This window comes from Lysobacter sp. CA196 (genome assembly GCF_052078695.1).
In the GTDB taxonomy this organism is placed as follows: Bacteria; Pseudomonadota; Gammaproteobacteria; order Xanthomonadales; family Xanthomonadaceae; genus Lysobacter.
This window is the reverse complement of sequence record NZ_JBQJIN010000005.1, coordinates 122,785-138,323: the sequence shown is the minus strand read 5'-3', so window position 1 is coordinate 138,323 and position 15,539 is coordinate 122,785. Positions and strand designations below refer to the sequence as shown.

General features: G+C 68.8%; 15 protein-coding genes. 8 read left to right on the top strand and 7 right to left on the bottom strand.

All coding sequences use genetic code 11. The features are described 5' to 3' along the window. Positions 1-40 precede the first annotated feature (40 nt). The 5 genes from ACTOWK_RS07000 (at position 41) to ACTOWK_RS06980 (ending at position 6,130) form a co-directional block, all read left to right on the top strand. A complete protein-coding gene (locus tag ACTOWK_RS07000; RefSeq protein ID WP_441329461.1) occupies positions 41-2,629 on the top strand; it encodes a DNA topoisomerase I in 2,589 nt (862 codons plus the stop codon). A gap of 213 nt (positions 2,630-2,842) precedes the next feature. Then, the gene (locus tag ACTOWK_RS06995) at positions 2,843-3,844 is read left to right on the top strand and encodes a lytic polysaccharide monooxygenase (protein WP_441329460.1); all 1,002 of its coding nucleotides are present in this window, start codon (positions 2,843-2,845) and stop codon (positions 3,842-3,844) included. 133 nt (positions 3,845-3,977) lie between these two features. Continuing rightward, a complete protein-coding gene (locus tag ACTOWK_RS06990; protein ID WP_441329459.1) occupies positions 3,978-4,544 on the top strand; it encodes a Sua5/YciO/YrdC/YwlC family protein in 567 nt (188 codons plus the stop codon). 132 nt (positions 4,545-4,676) lie between these two features. Continuing rightward, entirely contained in the window at positions 4,677-5,468 is a 792-nt protein-coding gene (locus tag ACTOWK_RS06985) for a DUF4124 domain-containing protein (RefSeq protein ID WP_441329458.1), read from the top strand. Further along, complete coding sequence (locus ACTOWK_RS06980) at positions 5,468-6,130, top strand: DUF4124 domain-containing protein (RefSeq protein ID WP_441329457.1); 663 nt, start codon at positions 5,468-5,470, stop codon at positions 6,128-6,130. The genes ACTOWK_RS06985 and ACTOWK_RS06980 overlap by 1 nt, the downstream gene beginning before the upstream one ends. A gap of 182 nt (positions 6,131-6,312) precedes the next feature. On the opposite strand, the gene ACTOWK_RS06975 is transcribed toward ACTOWK_RS06980, so the two are convergent. Together ACTOWK_RS06975 and ACTOWK_RS06970 are read right to left on the bottom strand one after the other, a co-directional pair. After that, positions 6,313-6,900, bottom strand: a complete 588-nt coding sequence (locus ACTOWK_RS06975) for a hypothetical protein (protein ID WP_441329456.1) — start codon at positions 6,898-6,900, stop codon at positions 6,313-6,315. Between the two features lie 4 nt (positions 6,901-6,904). Further along, entirely contained in the window at positions 6,905-7,681 is a 777-nt protein-coding gene (locus ACTOWK_RS06970; RefSeq protein WP_031372121.1) for an SDR family oxidoreductase, read from the bottom strand. An 86-nt stretch (positions 7,682-7,767) separates the two neighbouring features. Here ACTOWK_RS06970 and ACTOWK_RS06965 point away from each other — a divergent pair, with 86 nt between their 5' ends. Beyond that, positions 7,768-8,007 (top strand): hypothetical protein, encoded by a 240-nt coding sequence (locus tag ACTOWK_RS06965; protein WP_441329455.1) that lies wholly within the window; start codon positions 7,768-7,770, stop codon positions 8,005-8,007. Positions 8,008-8,082: 75 nt separating this feature from the next. Here the strand turns inward: ACTOWK_RS06965 and sppA are convergent, their stop codons facing one another. Both sppA and ACTOWK_RS06955 read right to left on the bottom strand, forming a co-directional pair. Beyond that, positions 8,083-9,969, bottom strand: a complete 1,887-nt coding sequence (sppA, locus tag ACTOWK_RS06960; RefSeq protein ID WP_441329454.1) for a signal peptide peptidase SppA — start codon at positions 9,967-9,969, stop codon at positions 8,083-8,085. Positions 9,970-10,081: 112 nt separating this feature from the next. Continuing rightward, complete coding sequence (locus ACTOWK_RS06955) at positions 10,082-11,512, bottom strand: MATE family efflux transporter (RefSeq protein WP_441329453.1); 1,431 nt, start codon at positions 11,510-11,512, stop codon at positions 10,082-10,084. 119 nt (positions 11,513-11,631) lie between these two features. On the opposite strand from ACTOWK_RS06955, the gene ACTOWK_RS06950 reads away from it, so the two are divergent. Together ACTOWK_RS06950 and ACTOWK_RS06945 are read left to right on the top strand one after the other, a co-directional pair. Then, positions 11,632-13,110 carry a DUF3667 domain-containing protein gene (locus tag ACTOWK_RS06950; protein ID WP_441329452.1) on the top strand — a complete coding sequence of 493 codons (1,479 nt, stop codon included), beginning with the start codon at positions 11,632-11,634 and terminating at the stop codon, positions 13,108-13,110. Next, on the top strand, positions 13,107-13,448 hold the full coding sequence (locus ACTOWK_RS06945; protein ID WP_441329451.1) for a DUF4286 family protein: 342 nt from the start codon (positions 13,107-13,109) through the stop codon (positions 13,446-13,448). The genes ACTOWK_RS06950 and ACTOWK_RS06945 overlap by 4 nt, the downstream gene beginning before the upstream one ends. Positions 13,449-13,507: 59 nt before the next feature. On the opposite strand, the gene ACTOWK_RS06940 is transcribed toward ACTOWK_RS06945, so the two are convergent. From ACTOWK_RS06940 to ACTOWK_RS06930, 3 genes are all read right to left on the bottom strand, one after another. Further along, positions 13,508-13,825, bottom strand: coding sequence for an antibiotic biosynthesis monooxygenase family protein (locus ACTOWK_RS06940; protein ID WP_441329450.1), 318 nt, complete (start codon positions 13,823-13,825; stop codon positions 13,508-13,510). Between the two features lie 94 nt (positions 13,826-13,919). Beyond that, positions 13,920-14,567, bottom strand: coding sequence for a DUF3106 domain-containing protein (locus ACTOWK_RS06935; protein ID WP_441329449.1), 648 nt, complete (start codon positions 14,565-14,567; stop codon positions 13,920-13,922). Further along, entirely contained in the window at positions 14,554-15,483 is a 930-nt protein-coding gene (locus ACTOWK_RS06930) for a hypothetical protein (RefSeq protein ID WP_441329448.1), read from the bottom strand. Before ACTOWK_RS06930 ends, ACTOWK_RS06935 begins: the two co-directional genes overlap by 14 nt. Positions 15,484-15,539 lie beyond the last annotated feature (56 nt).

Below are 15,539 nucleotides of genomic sequence, written 5' to 3'. Positions count from 1 at the left end.
CGCTGCCGTGCAGCGCCCGCGCCGGGCCTGCGGAGTACCCATGGCCAAGAACCTCCTCATCGTCGAGTCGCCCGCCAAGGCCAAGACGATCAACAAGTACCTCGGCAAGGACTTCATCGTCCTCGCCTCCTACGGCCATGTCCGCGACCTGGTGCCCAAAGAGGGCGCGGTCGATCCCGACAACCACTTCGCGATGGACTACGCCGTCATCGAGAAGAACGAGAAACACGTAGACGCGATCGCCAAGGCCGCCAAGAGCGCCGACAACCTGTTTCTGGCGACCGACCCGGACCGCGAAGGCGAAGCGATCAGCTGGCACATCGGCGAGATCCTGCGCGAGCGCGGTCTGCTCGAAGGCAAGCCGCTGCAACGCGTGGTGTTCACCGAAATCACTCCGCGCGCGATCAAGGAAGCGATGAGCCACCCGCGCGCCATCGCCAGCGACCTGGTCGATGCGCAGCAGGCGCGCCGCGCGCTCGACTACCTGGTCGGCTTCAACCTCTCGCCGGTGTTGTGGCGCAAGGTCCAGCGCGGCCTGTCCGCCGGCCGCGTGCAGTCGCCGGCGCTGCGCATGATCGTCGAGCGCGAGGAAGAGATCGAAGCCTTCGTCGCCCGCGAGTACTGGAGCATCGAGGCCGAGTGCGCGCACCCGACCCAGGCCTTCACCGCCAAGCTGACCAAGCTCGACGGCAAGAAGTTCGAGCAGTTCACCATCACCGAGGGCGACACCGCCGAGGCCGCGCGCAAGCGCCTGGTCGCGGCCGCCAACGGCGCCCTGCACGTCACCGACGTCACCAGCAAGGAACGCAAGCGCCGCCCGGCCGCGCCGTTCACCACCTCGACCCTGCAACAGGAAGCCTCGCGCAAGCTCGGCTTCACCACCTCGCGCACCATGCGCGTGGCGCAGAAGTTGTACGAGGGCATGGCGCTCGGCGACGAGGGCACGGTCGGCCTGATCAGCTATATGCGTACCGACTCGGTCAGCCTGTCGCAGGAAGCCGTCGCCGAGATCCGCGACGTGATCGCCCGCGACTACGGCACCAAGGCCCTGCCGGACAAGCCGAACACCTACCAGACCAAGTCCAAGAACGCGCAGGAAGCGCACGAAGCGATCCGCCCGACCTCGGCGCTGCGCACGCCCTCGCAGGTCTCGCGCTTCCTCGACGACGACGGCCGCCGTCTGTACGAACTGATCTGGAAGCGCGCCGTCGCCTCGCAGATGGTGCCGGCCACGCTCAACACGGTCAGCGTCGATCTCGCCGCCGGCTCCGAGCACAGCTTCCGCGCCTCCGGCACCACCGTGATCGATCCGGGCTTCCTCGCCGTGTACGAGGAAGGCAAGGACGCCAAGGCCGCCGAGGACGAGGACGAAGGCCGCAAGCTGCCGCTGATGAAGACCGGCGACCGCATTCCGGTCGATCAGATTCATACCGATCAGCACTTCACCGAGCCGCCGCCGCGCTTCTCGGAAGCCTCGCTGGTCAAGACGCTCGAGGAATACGGCATCGGCCGTCCTTCGACTTACGCCTCGATCATCCAGACCCTGCTGTTCCGCAAGTACGTCGAACTCGACAGCCGCCGCTTCCGTCCCAGCGACGTCGGCCGCGCGGTGTCGAAGTTCCTGTCCGGTCACTTCACCCAATACGTCGATTACGACTTCACCGCCAAGCTCGAGGACGAGCTCGATGCGGTGTCGCGCGGCGAGGAAGAGTGGGTGCCGTTGATGGAGCGGTTCTGGGGGCCGTTCAAGCAACTGGTCGAGGACAAGAAGGAATCGGTCGATCGCAGCGAAGCCACCGGCGCGCGCGAACTCGGCACCGACCCCAAGAGCGGCAAGCCGGTCAGCGTGCGCCTGGGCCGCTACGGGCCGTACGCGCAGATCGGCACCGCCGAGGACGAGGACAAGCCGACCTTCGCCTCGTTGCGTCCGGGCCAGAGCATGCACACGATCTCGCTCGAAGATTCGCTGGAACTGTTCAAGCTGCCGCGCAAGCTGGGCCTGGACAAGGACGAGGAAGTCAGCGTCGGCGTCGGCCGCTTCGGCCCCTTCGCCAAGCGCGGCAGCGTGTACGCCTCGCTGAAGAAGGAAGACGACCCCTACACGATCGACCTGGCGCGCGCGGTGTTCCTGATCGAAGAGAAGGAAGAGATCGCCCGCAACCGCATCATCAAGGAGTTCGAGGGCAGCGACATCCAGGTCCTCAACGGCCGCTTCGGCCCTTACATCAGCGACGGCAAGCTCAACGGCCGCATTCCGAAGGATCGCGAGCCGGCCTCGCTGACCCTGGAGGAAGTGGTCAAGCTGATGGAAGAAACCGGCAAACCGATGCGCGGCCGTTTCGGCAAGAAGGGCGCGGCGAAGAAGGAGCCGGCCAAGAAGGCGGCCAAGAAGACCGCCGCGGTCAAGAAAGCGCCGACCGAGAAGGCACCGGCCAAGAAAGTCGTGAAGAAGGCCGCGGCCAAGAAGGCGCCGGCCAAGAAAGCGGCGAAGAAGGCGGCGAAGAAGGCGGTCAAGAAGGTCGCGAGCAAGACCGCGACCGCAACGGCGAGCCAACCCGCGACCCAGCCGGCAAGCAAGCCGGCCGCCAAGAAGGCGGTCAAGAAAGTCGTCAAGAAAGCGGTCGCCTGACGGCCGCACGGCGTGACGGGAAGCCCGCTTTCGGGCTTTCCGCCGCCGTTCCATGCGCCGGCGTCTCCTCGCATGGCGACCGCACGCACAGATTCGCGCCGATGCGGCGTCTAGGATCGTGCGCATTCAAGACGCGATCGAAATCGCGCTGATCGATGGACGACCGAAGTTGTTGGGGGGTGTCTTTCACCTATCCCGACGACAGGAGTCGCCATGAACCGCATTTCCCGCACCTCGCTCCTCGTATCCGGCGCCGCCTTGTGCGCAGCGCTGTTGCCCGTGTCCGCCGTCCGGGCGCACGGCACCTTCGTCAATCCGCAAAGCCGGATCTACAAGTGCTATCTCGGCAATAAAGAGAACCCGGCCGACCCGGCCTGCCGCGCCGCCTGGGCGGTCGCCGGACCGCAGCTGTTCTACGACTGGAACGGCATCAACCAGGCCAACGCCAACAGCAACCACCAGGCGGTGGTGCCGGACGGCAAGCTGTGCAGCGGCGGCAACCCGACCTTCCGCGGCCTCGACGTGCTGCGCAGCGATTGGCAGGCGACGACCCTGCGCTCGGGCAGCAGCCACACCTTCACCTTCTATGCGACCGCACCGCACGCGACCAAGGAATGGACGTTCTACGTCACGCCGCAGGGCTGGAACCCCAGCACCGCGCTGCAATGGAGCAGCATGCAGCAGTTCTGCAAGAGCGCGAAGGTGCCACTGTCGAGCGGCAACAACTACCACATCACCTGCACCCTGCCGAACCGCACCGGCCGCCACGTGATCTACAACACCTGGCAGCGTTCGGACTCGACCGAAGCCTTCTACACCTGCATGGACGTCAACTTCAGCAACGCGCTGGCGGACCAGAACTCGGCCTGGCGCGATGCCGGCAACCTCAACGTCGCCAACGACTATCCGGTCGGCACCACGGTCACCCTGCGCGTGTTCAACGCCGACGGTTCCGACGCCGAGAAGGTCGAGACCGTGCTGCGCGCCGGCGAGACCTCGGTGATCGACTGGCCGCGCCGGGTCGGCGACCAGGTCAACGCGCGTTCGCGTTTCGCCCGCATCGGCGAGAAGCGCGGCGCCGACCTGATCCAGGCCAAGTCCGGCAGCGCCGGCAACCACGTCTGGCTGACCGGCAACCGCTCCTACGCCTTCGACGTGCGCCTGCCCGAGTCGGCCCAGCCCTACGCCGACGAACACGCGCATCACGGCCACTAACCCGGCCGCTTGAGCGGACGGAAGCTTTGCGGTTGTAGTGGCTTGACCGGCCCGACCGACAGCGGGGCCGCTCCGTGTGGAGCGGCCTCGTGCGCGCATGCGACACTCGCCGCTGCGACCGCACGGAGCCGCCATGCCCGCCCCTGCCCTGTCCATCGCCGATGCCGCCGCCGCGCTCGCACGCGGCGGCGTCGTCGTGTACCCGACCGAAGCGGTCTGGGGCATCGGCTGCGATCCACGCGACGAAGACGCGGTGCACCGCCTGCTCGCGATCAAGCGGCGGCCGGTCGACAAAGGCGTGATTCTGATCGCCGCCTCGATCGCCCAGCTCGATGCCTGGGTGGACTGGGACGCGCTGCCGGCGCCACGGCGCGAAGCCGTGCTCGCCAGTTGGCCGGGGCCGCATACCTGGGCGGTGCCGGCGACCGCGGCGGTGCCGTCGTGGATCAGCGGCGCCCATCGCAGCGTCGCGGTGCGGGTGACCGCGCACCCGCAGGCGCGCGCCCTGTGCGAGGCCTTCGGCCATGCCCTGGTCTCGACCAGCGCCAATCTCGCCGGCCAGCCGCCGGCGTTCCGCCGCGCCGAGCTGGACCGCGCCCTGCTCGCGCTCAGCGACGGCGTCTGCGACGGCGAAACCGGCGGCCTGACCGCCCCGACCCCGATCCGCGAGGCGCTCAGCGGCGAGGTCCTGCGCGGCTGAGCGCCTCGCGGATCGGTGCCGGTCCGAATGCCGCCGCAACGCTGAACGCCACGCCCTCTGCGGCTCTCGACCCCAATGATCGGGCCGCGGATTCGACTTTCCCCTAACCCAGCGGAGGCGCAAGATGCGCGCATGTCCCGTGCCCGCCGCCTTCGCCTCGTACCGGCCGCGCTCTTGCCGAGCGTTCTCGCCGCCTGGCTGAGCGGCGGCCTGCTGTGCGCAGGCATGTGGTCCACCGAGGTCCAAGCCGCCGAGGTACTGATCTACCGCTGCACCGACGCGCGCGGCCACATCAGCCTGCGCGACACGCCGTGCAGCGGCGGCCAGCGTCAGCAGACGATGACCATGATGCGTCCGGTCGACCCGCCGCCGCGCCCGCTCGACACCGCAGTCGCCGCGCCCGCGCAGGACGCCGCCGAGCGCCGGCCGCAACGCTTGATCGTGCACACGCCGCAACCGATGTACGAATGCATCCGTCCCGACGGCAGCCGCTACACCAGCCACAACGGCGACGGCAATCCGCGGATGATGCCGATCGTCGACCTGGGATACGGCGTGCCGGTCTACAACAACCGCACCTCGCTCGGCGGCCGCATCGGTGCGCCGACCCCGCGCCTGGGCGATCCGGGCGCGCGCATCGCCGTCGCCGGCCGCCACGGCAACGTCGCCTATGCCGGCACCGCTCGCTCCGGCGGGTATTATTCCGGCGGCTACGACTACGGTTACGGCGTCTATTACGGCAGCCAGCTGGTGCGCGACGAATGCCAGCAACTGCCGCAGCAGGAAGTCTGCAGCCGTCTGCGCAACCGCCGCTACGAAGGCGACCGCCGCTACAACAGCGCGCTGCAAAGCGAGCGCGCCCAGATCACCCAAGAACAGCGCGGCATCGACGCGCGCCTGAACGCCGATTGCGGAGCTTACTGATGCGTGTGTGGTGGTGCCTGCCCGTCCTGTTGCTGGCCTGCGCCGGCGTGTCCGCCCAGCCCGGCAAGGTCGTGATCTACCGCTGCACCGACGCCCTCGGCCAGCTGACCGTGCAGAACAACACGCCCTGCCCGAAAGGCAGCGCGCAGGAAAAGCGGGTGATCGATTCGGCGCCGTCGAGCGCGGCGCCGCCGTTGTTCATCACCTCGCCGGTGCCGCCGATCGCTCCGGCCAACGCCCCGCCGCCGCATCCGCCGGTGTCTTCGCAACTGCCCTCGGTGAGCCGTCCGCCGGCGGCCAAGCCGGCCGCGCCCAAATCCACCATCGCCGACGCCGACCGCCTGCCGCCGCCGATGCTGTTCGAGTGCCGCACCTACGACAACGGCCGCTACCTCAGCGACGACGGCCATCCGCCGCAGCGCTGTGCGGCGCTGCAGACCACCGGCCTGGGCACCACCGCATCCGGCGCCGGCGTCGCCTGCCAGATGGTCGACGACCAATGCCAGCGCCTGCCCGACGAAGCGCTGTGCGAAAACTGGAAGCAGCGTCTGCGCGAAGCCGAGTCCGCTTTGCGCTTCGGCCGCAGCGACAGCCGCGACGCCTCCGCGGCCGAAGTCGCACGCATCCAGCGCATCGTCACCGAGAGCACCTGCGGCAAGTAGCCCGGCATCGCGGCGGTCCTTCGCGGTTCGCGGCTCCCCGATTCGCGGATACGGATTCGGATTCGGATTCGGGGGCGATGACGTCCCGACTCCAGATATCCATGCGGTCTATGGTGAGAGTGCTGTCAGGCCCGGCATACAGCCACCGGCGCCGGCATCAACGCGCCGCCGGCGGCACAGCATCAACGCGCCGCCGGCGGCGCGACGGCGTAATCCTCGACCTGCATTCCGAAGTACGAACGCTTGCCCCGCAGTTCGATGCGCCCGCTGTCGCGCAGCGCTTCGAGCGTGACTTTCGGCACCGAACACACGCGACGGTGCAGCAGGAAGCCGTCGCCGGGCAGCAGCACCCCGCTACGGCAGCCGCGATAGCTTTGTTCGTGTACTCGCACCGTTTCGATCTGGGTCGCCGGCTGCGGGCCGGCCAAATGGTGCAGCGACAGCGGTACGCAAAAGCGCAGCACGATATGCAGAACGAAGAAAAAACCCACGAGCAGCAGCGCCAGTATCGCCGCATCGCGCCGGTCCGCCCATGACGCCAATTCCGGCTTGCCATACCGAACGGCCACCGCCATGGTCGCCGCCACCGCCAGCAACGACAGCACCGGGCCGAGCCAGGCTGCTTGCAGCGACGGCACGAAGGGGTCCATCGCCGCCGCCGCGAGAACCAGCAGCAGCAGCACGATGACGGCTAACGGCCGATATACGGTCGCAGCCCTCGATAGCTTGGGCTGAGACTTCAGCTTGGGCGGGTGCTCGGGCTTGCCCACGCGCTCAGAAACCGTAGCGCTGGAAGCCGCCGTCCACCGCGATGCATTCGCCGGTGATGTAGCCCGCCGCCGGCAGGCACAGGAAGGCGACCGCGGCGGCCACTTCCTCGGCTTCGCCGATCCGGCCCAGCGGGGTGCGCAACAGCACCTCGTCGAGATAATCCGGGTCGGCCAGCTTGTCGGAGGTGCGACGGGTGCGGATGTACCACGGCGCGACCGCGTTGACGCGGATGCCGTCCTCGGCCCACTCGACCGCGAGGTTGCGGGTCATCTGGTGCATCGCCGCCTTGCTCATGCCGTACGGCGCACCGGTGCGCACGTGCAGGTTGCCCGACACGCTGCCGATGTTGACGATGCTCGAGGAAGCGTGGCGGGTCAGCAGGGCATGCGCGTAGCGCGAGAGCTCGAAGGCCGAGAACAGGTTGATCTCGAAGATCTGCCGCCACTCGTCCTCGGTGTAGTCGTTGGTCGGCTTGCTGCGGTTGCCGCCGGCGTTGTTGACCAGGATGTGCAGGCCTTCGCCGAAGTCCTCGACCCAGTCGAGCAGTTCGCGGCGCTGTTCGTCGTCGGCGACATCGGCGACGAAGCCCTGCACCTCGCGCTCGGGGAAGTCCTCGAGCAGCTCGGCCCGCGCCGACTCCAGCGCCGCGGCGTCGCGCGCCGCCAGCAGCACGTCGGCGCCGAAACCGAGCAGTTCGCGCGCGATCGCGCGGCCGATTCCGGCGCTGCCGCCGGTCACCAGCGCGAGCTGTCCGTCCAATCGCCAACGCTTCGGGTCCATGCCGTCCTCCAGATCAGTCTCGGATCGACGCGCGGGCTGCGCGACGGGCGTAGCATAACGGCGTTCGCCGACCCAGGAAGCCCGCCATGACGCCTCACCGGATCGTACCGATAGCCTCCGCATCCCTGGCGACCGCCGCGCTGCTGTGCGCGCTGACGGCCTGCTCCAAGCCGCAACCGCCGGACAAGGAGCGTCCGGTCGAACCGCAGGCGACGCAGCTGCGCGACGCCATCCAGCAACCGATCGAGCAAGCCAAGTCGACCGAGAACGCGGTCGACGAAGCCGCGCAGCAGCAACGCGCGGCGATCGAGGCCGCCGGCGGCTGAAGCCGGCATCCGGGCGCAAAAAAACGGGCCGCGATGCGGCCCGTTCGGTTTACCCGGCGCATGGATCGAACCGGCTCAGAGCTCGCAGAAGCAGTAGGCCAGCGCCTTGATCGGCACGCCGCTGGTCGGCTTGATCGAGCTCTTCAGGAAGCGCAGGTCGGCGGCCGCCTGCGGCATCGCCTCGCTCAGCAGGCCGCGGGCGAAGTCGGACTGGCCGAGCAGCGCCGCACCGGCGCGGCTCTGGGCCAGGCTGGCGAAGAAGCGCTCGAACGGGGTCGGCATCTTCTCGACATAACGCACGCGGTAGTCCTCGACCTTGCCGAGCTTGGCGCGGGCGGCGACATCGGCGATCGCTTCGGGCAGGCCGCCGAGGGCGTCGACCAGACCGCGCTCCTTGGCTTGCGCACCGCTCCACACGCGGCCGCGCGCGACCGCGTCGATGTCGGCGACCGGGCGCTTGCGTGCGGTGGCGACGCGACCGGTGAAGTCGGCATAGCCCTTGTCGATGACGTTCTGGATCACCGCGCCGACTTCCGGCGACAGCGGACGGGTGATGTCGAAGGCACCGGCCAGGCGAGTGGTGCCGACGCCGTCGGTGTGCACGCCGATCTTCTCCAGCGCGCGCGGCACGGTCGGGATCATGCCGAAGATGCCGATCGAACCGGTGATGGTCGAGGGATCGGCGTAGATCTTGTCGGCGTTCATCGAGATCCAGTAACCGCCGGAAGCGGCCAGGTCGCCCATCGACACCACCACCGGCTTGCCGGCGGCCTTGAGGGCGACGATTTCGCGGCGGATCTGCTCGGAAGCGAACACTTCGCCGCCGGGCGAATCCACCCGCAGCACCAGCGCCTTGACGTGATCGTCGTCGCGCGCTTCGCGCAGCAGGGCCGCGGTGGATACGCCGCCGATCGTGCCCGGCGGCTGTTCGCCGCCGGTGATCTCGCCTTCGGCGACGACGATGGCGACCTGCGGACGGGTGTCGGCCGGATTGACCACGCGGTCGAGGCCGGCGACGTAGGACTCGAACGAAATCTGGCGGAAGCCGCCGTCGGCATCTTCGTCGGCGATGCCGCGCTTGGTCAACAAGGTGTCGACTTCTTCGCGCGTCTTCAGGCCGTCGACCAGCTTCTGCTGCACCGCGTACTTGCCCAGGTCGCCCTTGACCGCGGCCAGGCGCTGCGGCAATTCGTCGATGCCGGCGGTGAGCTGCGCCGGATCGAGCTTGCGCGCCTTGGCGATGTCGCCGAGGTAGCGCGACCACAGATCGTTCATCCAGAACAGGTCGGCGGTCTTGGACTCTTCCGAGGCGGCGTCGAGGATGTAGGGTTCGGCGGCCGACTTGAACTCGCCGACGCGGAACAGATGCACATCGACGCCGAGCTTGTCCTGCAGGCCTTCGCGGTAGTACTGGCGATAGCGGCCGAGACCTTCGATCAGCAGCCCGCCCATCGGGTCGAGGAAGACCTCGTTGGCCTGGGCCGCGACCAGGTACTGCTTCTGGTCCATGCTCTCGGAGAAGGCGATGACTTCCTTCTTGCTCGCGCGCAGGCGCGCGACCGCATCCGACAGCTCGCGCATCGAGGCCATGCCCGAAGTCTGCAGCTTGTCCAGGCGCAGCACGACGCGCTCGATGCGCTTGTCGTCCTTGGCCGCGTCGAGCGCGCGCAACAGGTCGCGCAGCTGCACTTCCTCGTTCTTGTCGCCGAAAATGCGGCCGAGCGCGCGCGAAGCCGGGTCGCTGCTGTATTGCTCGACCAGGGTGCCCTCCGGCGCGATCACCAGGGTGGTGCGCTCGAGCAGGGGCTGTGCGCGACCGCCGAAGACCACGGCGAGCAGGAAGAAGAACAGGAAACCGAAGAACACCAGGTTGAAGATCAACCGGCGGGTGAAATTCATCGTGTCCCAGGCGCCGACGAAGAAACGGGCCAGGGGGCCGCGACGCGGGGCGGTATCGTTCATTGCACAGGCTCCATGTGTACAGGCGCAGACTAACCCGGCGTGGTGCCGGGTTTCATCCGCCATTCGTAACGCAGATTTTCAAGCGGTAATGGGCTTTCTTTGCGCCCGTCGTTCAGGCTTCACGGGTGCAACCGGTCTCGCGCGGGTCGACCTCGTGCGGCGATTCCTCGGCCATGCGCCGGGCCAGGCGCTCGGGTTCGCTGGAGCGCATGAAGCGCGTGCACAGCAGCACCGAGGCCACGGTCAGGCCGGCGATCAGGCCGATCCACATGCCCTTCGGGCCCCAGCCCAGGCCCAGGCCGAGACCGGCGCCGACCGGCATGCCGACGCCCCAATACGCCAGCGCCGCCAGGATCATCGGCCTGCGGGTGTCCTTGAGCCCGCGCAGCGCGCCGGCCGAGAGCACCTGGATGCCGTCGGGGAACTGGAACGCGGCCGCGTACAGCAACAGCGAGGCGGCCAGGGTCGCGACCGCGGCGTCGGCAGTGTAGAAGCTCACCAGCAGGTCGTTGGCGGTCAGCAGCAGGATGCCCGAAAGCAATTGGGTGCCGACCACGATCGCATAGCCGGCGAACGCGGCATTGCGCACGCCGTGGTAGTCGCGCCGGCCCAGGCAATGGCCGACCCGCACCGTGGTCGCTTCGGCCAGGCCCATCGGCACCATGAAGCACAGCGCCGACAGATTGATCGCGATCTGGTGCGCCGAGGCCGGCACTTCGCCGAGGCGGCCGATCAACAGCGCGGTGACGATGAACAGACTGCCTTCCATCAACACCGTCACGCCGATCGGCAGGCCGGTCGCGAGCAGACCGCGGATGGTCGGCCAGTGCGGCGGGTCGAAACGCTCGAACAGGCGCAAATCGGCGAAGCGCCTGGCCTTGCGCAGCACCAGGAAGAAGCCGATCGCCTGCACCCACAGCATCGCCGCCGAAGCGATGCCGAGCCCGCCGGCGCCCATTTCCGGCAGGCCGAACTTGCCGAAGGTCAGCACGTAGCCCAGCGGCAGCAGGATCAGCAGGCCGCCGGCGCTGAGCAGCATCGTCGGCAACGTCCAATGCAGGCCCTCGCTGAGATAGCGCATGCAGAAGAACAGGGTCAACGCCGGTACGCCCCAGCGGATGCCGTGCAGGAAGTCGCGCGCGCCGGGAATGATCTCCGCGGCGATCCCCATCGCCCCCAGCGCATGCGGGATCAGGGTCAGGAACGCAAACAAAAACACGCTCAGCAGCACCGCCATCCACAATGCCTGGCGGAACAGCCCGCCGATTTCGCCGCGGCGGCCGGCGCCTTCGAGCTGCGAGACCGACGGCGGCACCGACAACAGGGTGCCGATCGGCACCATCATCGGCAGCCACCACAAAGCGGTGCCGATGGTGACCGAGGCCAGGGTGGTGGTGCTGTGGTGGCCGGCCAGGGTGTTGTCGACGAAGCCGATCAGGCCGGTGGACACATGACCGGCGACGAGCGGCGCGGCCAGGACGACGGTGGTACGGATCTCCGCGGCCAGACCGGCGCGCGAAAGGGAAGGGGATGACGCAGACATGAGAGGACCAACGGCACGACTGCGGCCGCGCATCCGGTCTAGGGCGCTGGCGCCGGGTCGCGGCGGACGGCTATCTTACCCGCTCGAAAGTGAAGGCCGGGGAGCCTGATCGATTCCAGATGACCGACTCTTCATCTTCAAGCGCCGGCGGCCACGGCGATCTCACCCATTGCGAGAACTGCCAGACCTTGTTGCAGGGGCATTACTGCCATGTCTGCAGCCAGTCGGTGGTCAACCCGATCCGCCACGCCGGGCACGCCCTGGAGGAAGTGTTCGAGTCGTTCTGGCACCTGGACGGGCGCATTTTCCGCACTTTGCGCGATCTGCTGTCTCCGGGCCGGGTCGCCCGCAACTACATCGGCGGCCACCGCGTGCGCTATGTCGCGCCGCTGCGCCTGTTCGTGATCGTCTCGGTGCTGACCTTCTTCGTCGCCCAGTTCGCGATCCACATCGACGAGAATACCCAGGGCTTCTCCGTGCATACCGCGCAGGAAACGACGGTGCGCCTGGGCAACAGCAAAAAGCAGATCAAGGACGCCGACAGCATCGCCGAAGTCGAAGCGGTGCGCTCGCGCACCGTCAAGGAACTGCAGGCCCTCAGCAAGTCCGTGCCACACAACGCGCGCGACACCATCGACGAATCGATCAACGCCGTCAACCGCCAGGCCGACAAACGCATCGAAAAGCTGCGCATCGACCAGGGCCTCGACGCGAAGCAGGTGGCCGAGCAGAAAGCGGCCGGCGTGCGCGACGCGTTCGTGCCCAAGACCGGCACCCTCGAAGCGGCCAAGACCCTGGCCGAGGTCGAACGCGTGCGCGACGAGCGCATCGCCCCGCTGCAGGCCGGGCTGGCCAGGCTGGCGCCGAAATCCACCGCCGCGATCGAGCAGGCCAACAAGATCCGCCTGGTCAACGCCGAAGCCGGTTGCCGTGCGGCCCAGCTGCAGCAGTTGCACGCCTTGACCAGCGAAGGCCCGGCCGCACGCAAGTCCGATCCGGAACGCTACGGCGAAGCCGATTGCGACGACATCGGCGACCCCCTGTCGTTCAACGGCAAGACCTGGAATGCGCAGACCAACCCGCTGATCGTGAGCTGGTGGCCGAAGTTCGCCAACGACTGGCTCAACAAGCAGGTCGGCCGCGGCGAAGCCAACATCAAACGCCTGCGCAAGGAACCCTGGCGCTACGTGCACACGCTGATCAGCGCGGTGCCGACCGCCCTGTTCCTGATGGTGCCGCTGTTCGCCTTGTTGCTGAAGCTCGCCTACCTGGGCTCGGGCCGCGGTTATCTCGAACATCTGGCGGTCGCGCTCTACAGCCACGTCTACCTGTGCCTGTCGATCCTGGCGATGTTCCTGTTGATGCTGCTCGCCGGCGCGATCACCCCGCACTGGCCGGGTTTCGTCTGGATCAGCGGCTCGGGCATCGGCCTGTTGTGGGCGTGGATGCCGATCTACCTGCTGATCATGCAAAAGCGCGTATACGGCAACGGCTGGCTGGTGACCCTGCTGCGCTACAGCGTGATCGGCACGCTGTACTTCTTCCTGCTGACCTTCGCCGCGATGATCCTCGCGGTCGCCGCCGTGGTGCGGATGTGAGCGCGCACCCGGCTGGCGAGACGACATCCGAGGTGATCTACGAGGTCGAGCTGGACCTCGACGCCGCCGTCGCCGACGAGTACCTGCAATGGTTGCGCCCGCATATCGCCGAGATCTGCGCGCTGCCGGGCTTTCTCGGCGCCGACCTGCACGAAACCCTGGAACCCGCGGCGGCGGACGGCCGCGTCGCCTTGTGCGTGCGCTACCGTCTGCGCGACCCGGCCGCGCTCGAGGACTACCTGCGCGAGCACGCGCCGCGATTGCGCGCCGACGGCATGGCGCGCTTCGGCGGCCGCTTCAACGCCTCGCGCCGGGTGTTACGCACACTGCCGCGCTAGCGCGTTGCGCAGTTGCGTTGATGCGCGGTTGTTCTGATTCGCCGGCGACGCCGCCGGGCTCAGGCGGTGGCTGTCTTCGCCCCGGCCACCGCCGTCGGCGCGTAATGGCGCATCTCCTCGATCGCGCCGATGTAGCCGCGGATCGCGGCAAGAAAATCGCGGAATTCCGGGCTGCCGCGGAAGCCCTGCAGATGGCCTTCGGCGCTGTCCCACTCGATCCGCAGCAGATAGCGATGCGGTTCGTCGACGCAACGCGACAGCTCGTAGGCCAGACAATGCTCCGATGCGTCCAGCACCAGGGCCGCGCGGGCGTAGTCGCGCTCGAAGGCCTCGCAGGCGTCGGGCGCGAGGGTGTAGCGGATGTATTCGACGATCATGCGCGTGCGTCTGGACGAGGGTCGCGCCGAAACTAACAGGCCGCGGCGACGGCAGATGTAACAAGGCTTGCCGCCGCCACCGCCGTCACAGCGCTCAGCGCTGCAGTTCTTCGCTGAGCCAGGCGCCGCGGTTCGGCGCCGGGGTCGACAGCAGGCCGCTGCGCAGGCGCTGGCGATCGTGCGGCGGGGTGCGCTGGACCAGCATTGCCAAGTCCTTGCGCTGGATCGGGGTCAGCGCGCGCAAGGCCGCGCGCATGGCGGCGTGCTGGGCTTCGGGCATCTGCGCCAGCAACGGCTGCAAGGCCGGGTAGTCGGCGCCCAGCGCGGGGCCGAGCAACCAACCGCGGCGATCGCTGCGGTCGATGGCGTCGAACTGCGCGCGCAAGGCCAGTTGCTGGTCCGGCGGCAGCGCGGCGTAACGCGCCGCCGCGGCCTGGACCTGGGCGCGTTCCTCGGCGCTCAGGGCCTGCCAGGCGAGATAGCGTTCGCGGCGCTCGCCGCGTTGCGCGGCGCTCAGCGCATCCCATTGCGCTGCGCGATGGTTGAAGTCGCGGCGCTGCTCCGGGTTCCAGCCGGCCCAGCGCTTGCCATGGTCCTGCAGCCGTGCCTGCACCGGCGGCGGCAGCCGTTGCAGGACCTCGCCGAGGTCGGGCGGCAGCGCCGCGGCCGGGGTCAGCACCGTCGTAGCCGCCAGGGCCAGGCCAGCCAGCCAACGACGGCGCGGGAAATCACTGCGGCGCATCGTTGCTCTCCAGGCCTTCGGTTTCGGAGCTGTCGGTTTCGGGTGGCGACGACACGCCGGCCGGGGTCTCCGGCACCACCGCGGCATCGACGGGGGTCGGCGCCAGCAGCGGGATCCTGCCGGCGTCGCGGGCAGCGAGCCAGCTGTTGAAATCGACGTCGGCCGCGGCGGCCTGGCCGTCGGGATCGGCGAGCAGCTCGAAATCGCGGTGGGCGATCAGCCCGGCCTCGTGGCTGTAGCGCTCGGCCGGAGCGGCGGCGTCGGGCAAGGGGCTGACCCGCACCCTATCGGGGCCGCCGAGCCAGCCGCCGGCGAACCCGCCGAACGGCCAGAAGGTCGCCGCGAACGCCAGCACGCACAGCGCCAGCAGGCTCCACAACAGCGGCATCAGCCAACGCGGACGCGGGCGCGACGGAGCCGCCGCATGCGCAGCGACGCTGGCGGTCGCCGCCACGCCCTGCAAGGCCGCCTCGCGTACTTGGCCAAGCCGAGCCAGGCGTTCGGCCGGCAGGGTCTTGATCCGACGGTGCACCTGCTCGCGCAGTTGCTGCCAGGCCTGAGGATCGGCGCGGCCGTCGGCATGGCGCGGCAAGGCGCGTTGCAGGGCCAGGCGATAGGTGGCCGGGGCCACCCCGAGCACCGCGGCGGCCTCGCCCTCGCCGAGCCCGGCGGCCAGGCGCAGCAGCAGCGCCGCGCGCGGGCCGCTGCCGAGATCGGCCAGCCGGTCGGTGGCCTCGACCGCGATCGCGACCGGGGTGCGATGGCGCAGGCCGGGCTGGGTCAGCAGCAGCGCCCAGAACCGGGTCGGCCAGTCGCTGAGCGAAGCATCGGCGGCGACCTGGCGGAAACCGGCCATCGCCGAAGCCAGCGCGGCGTCGCCGGCGGCGGCATCGCCGGCCTGCAATTCGGCCAGCACGGCGCCGCGCCGCTCGACCCCGCGAAGGAACGCCGAGAGGGCCGCCGGAGCGGTTT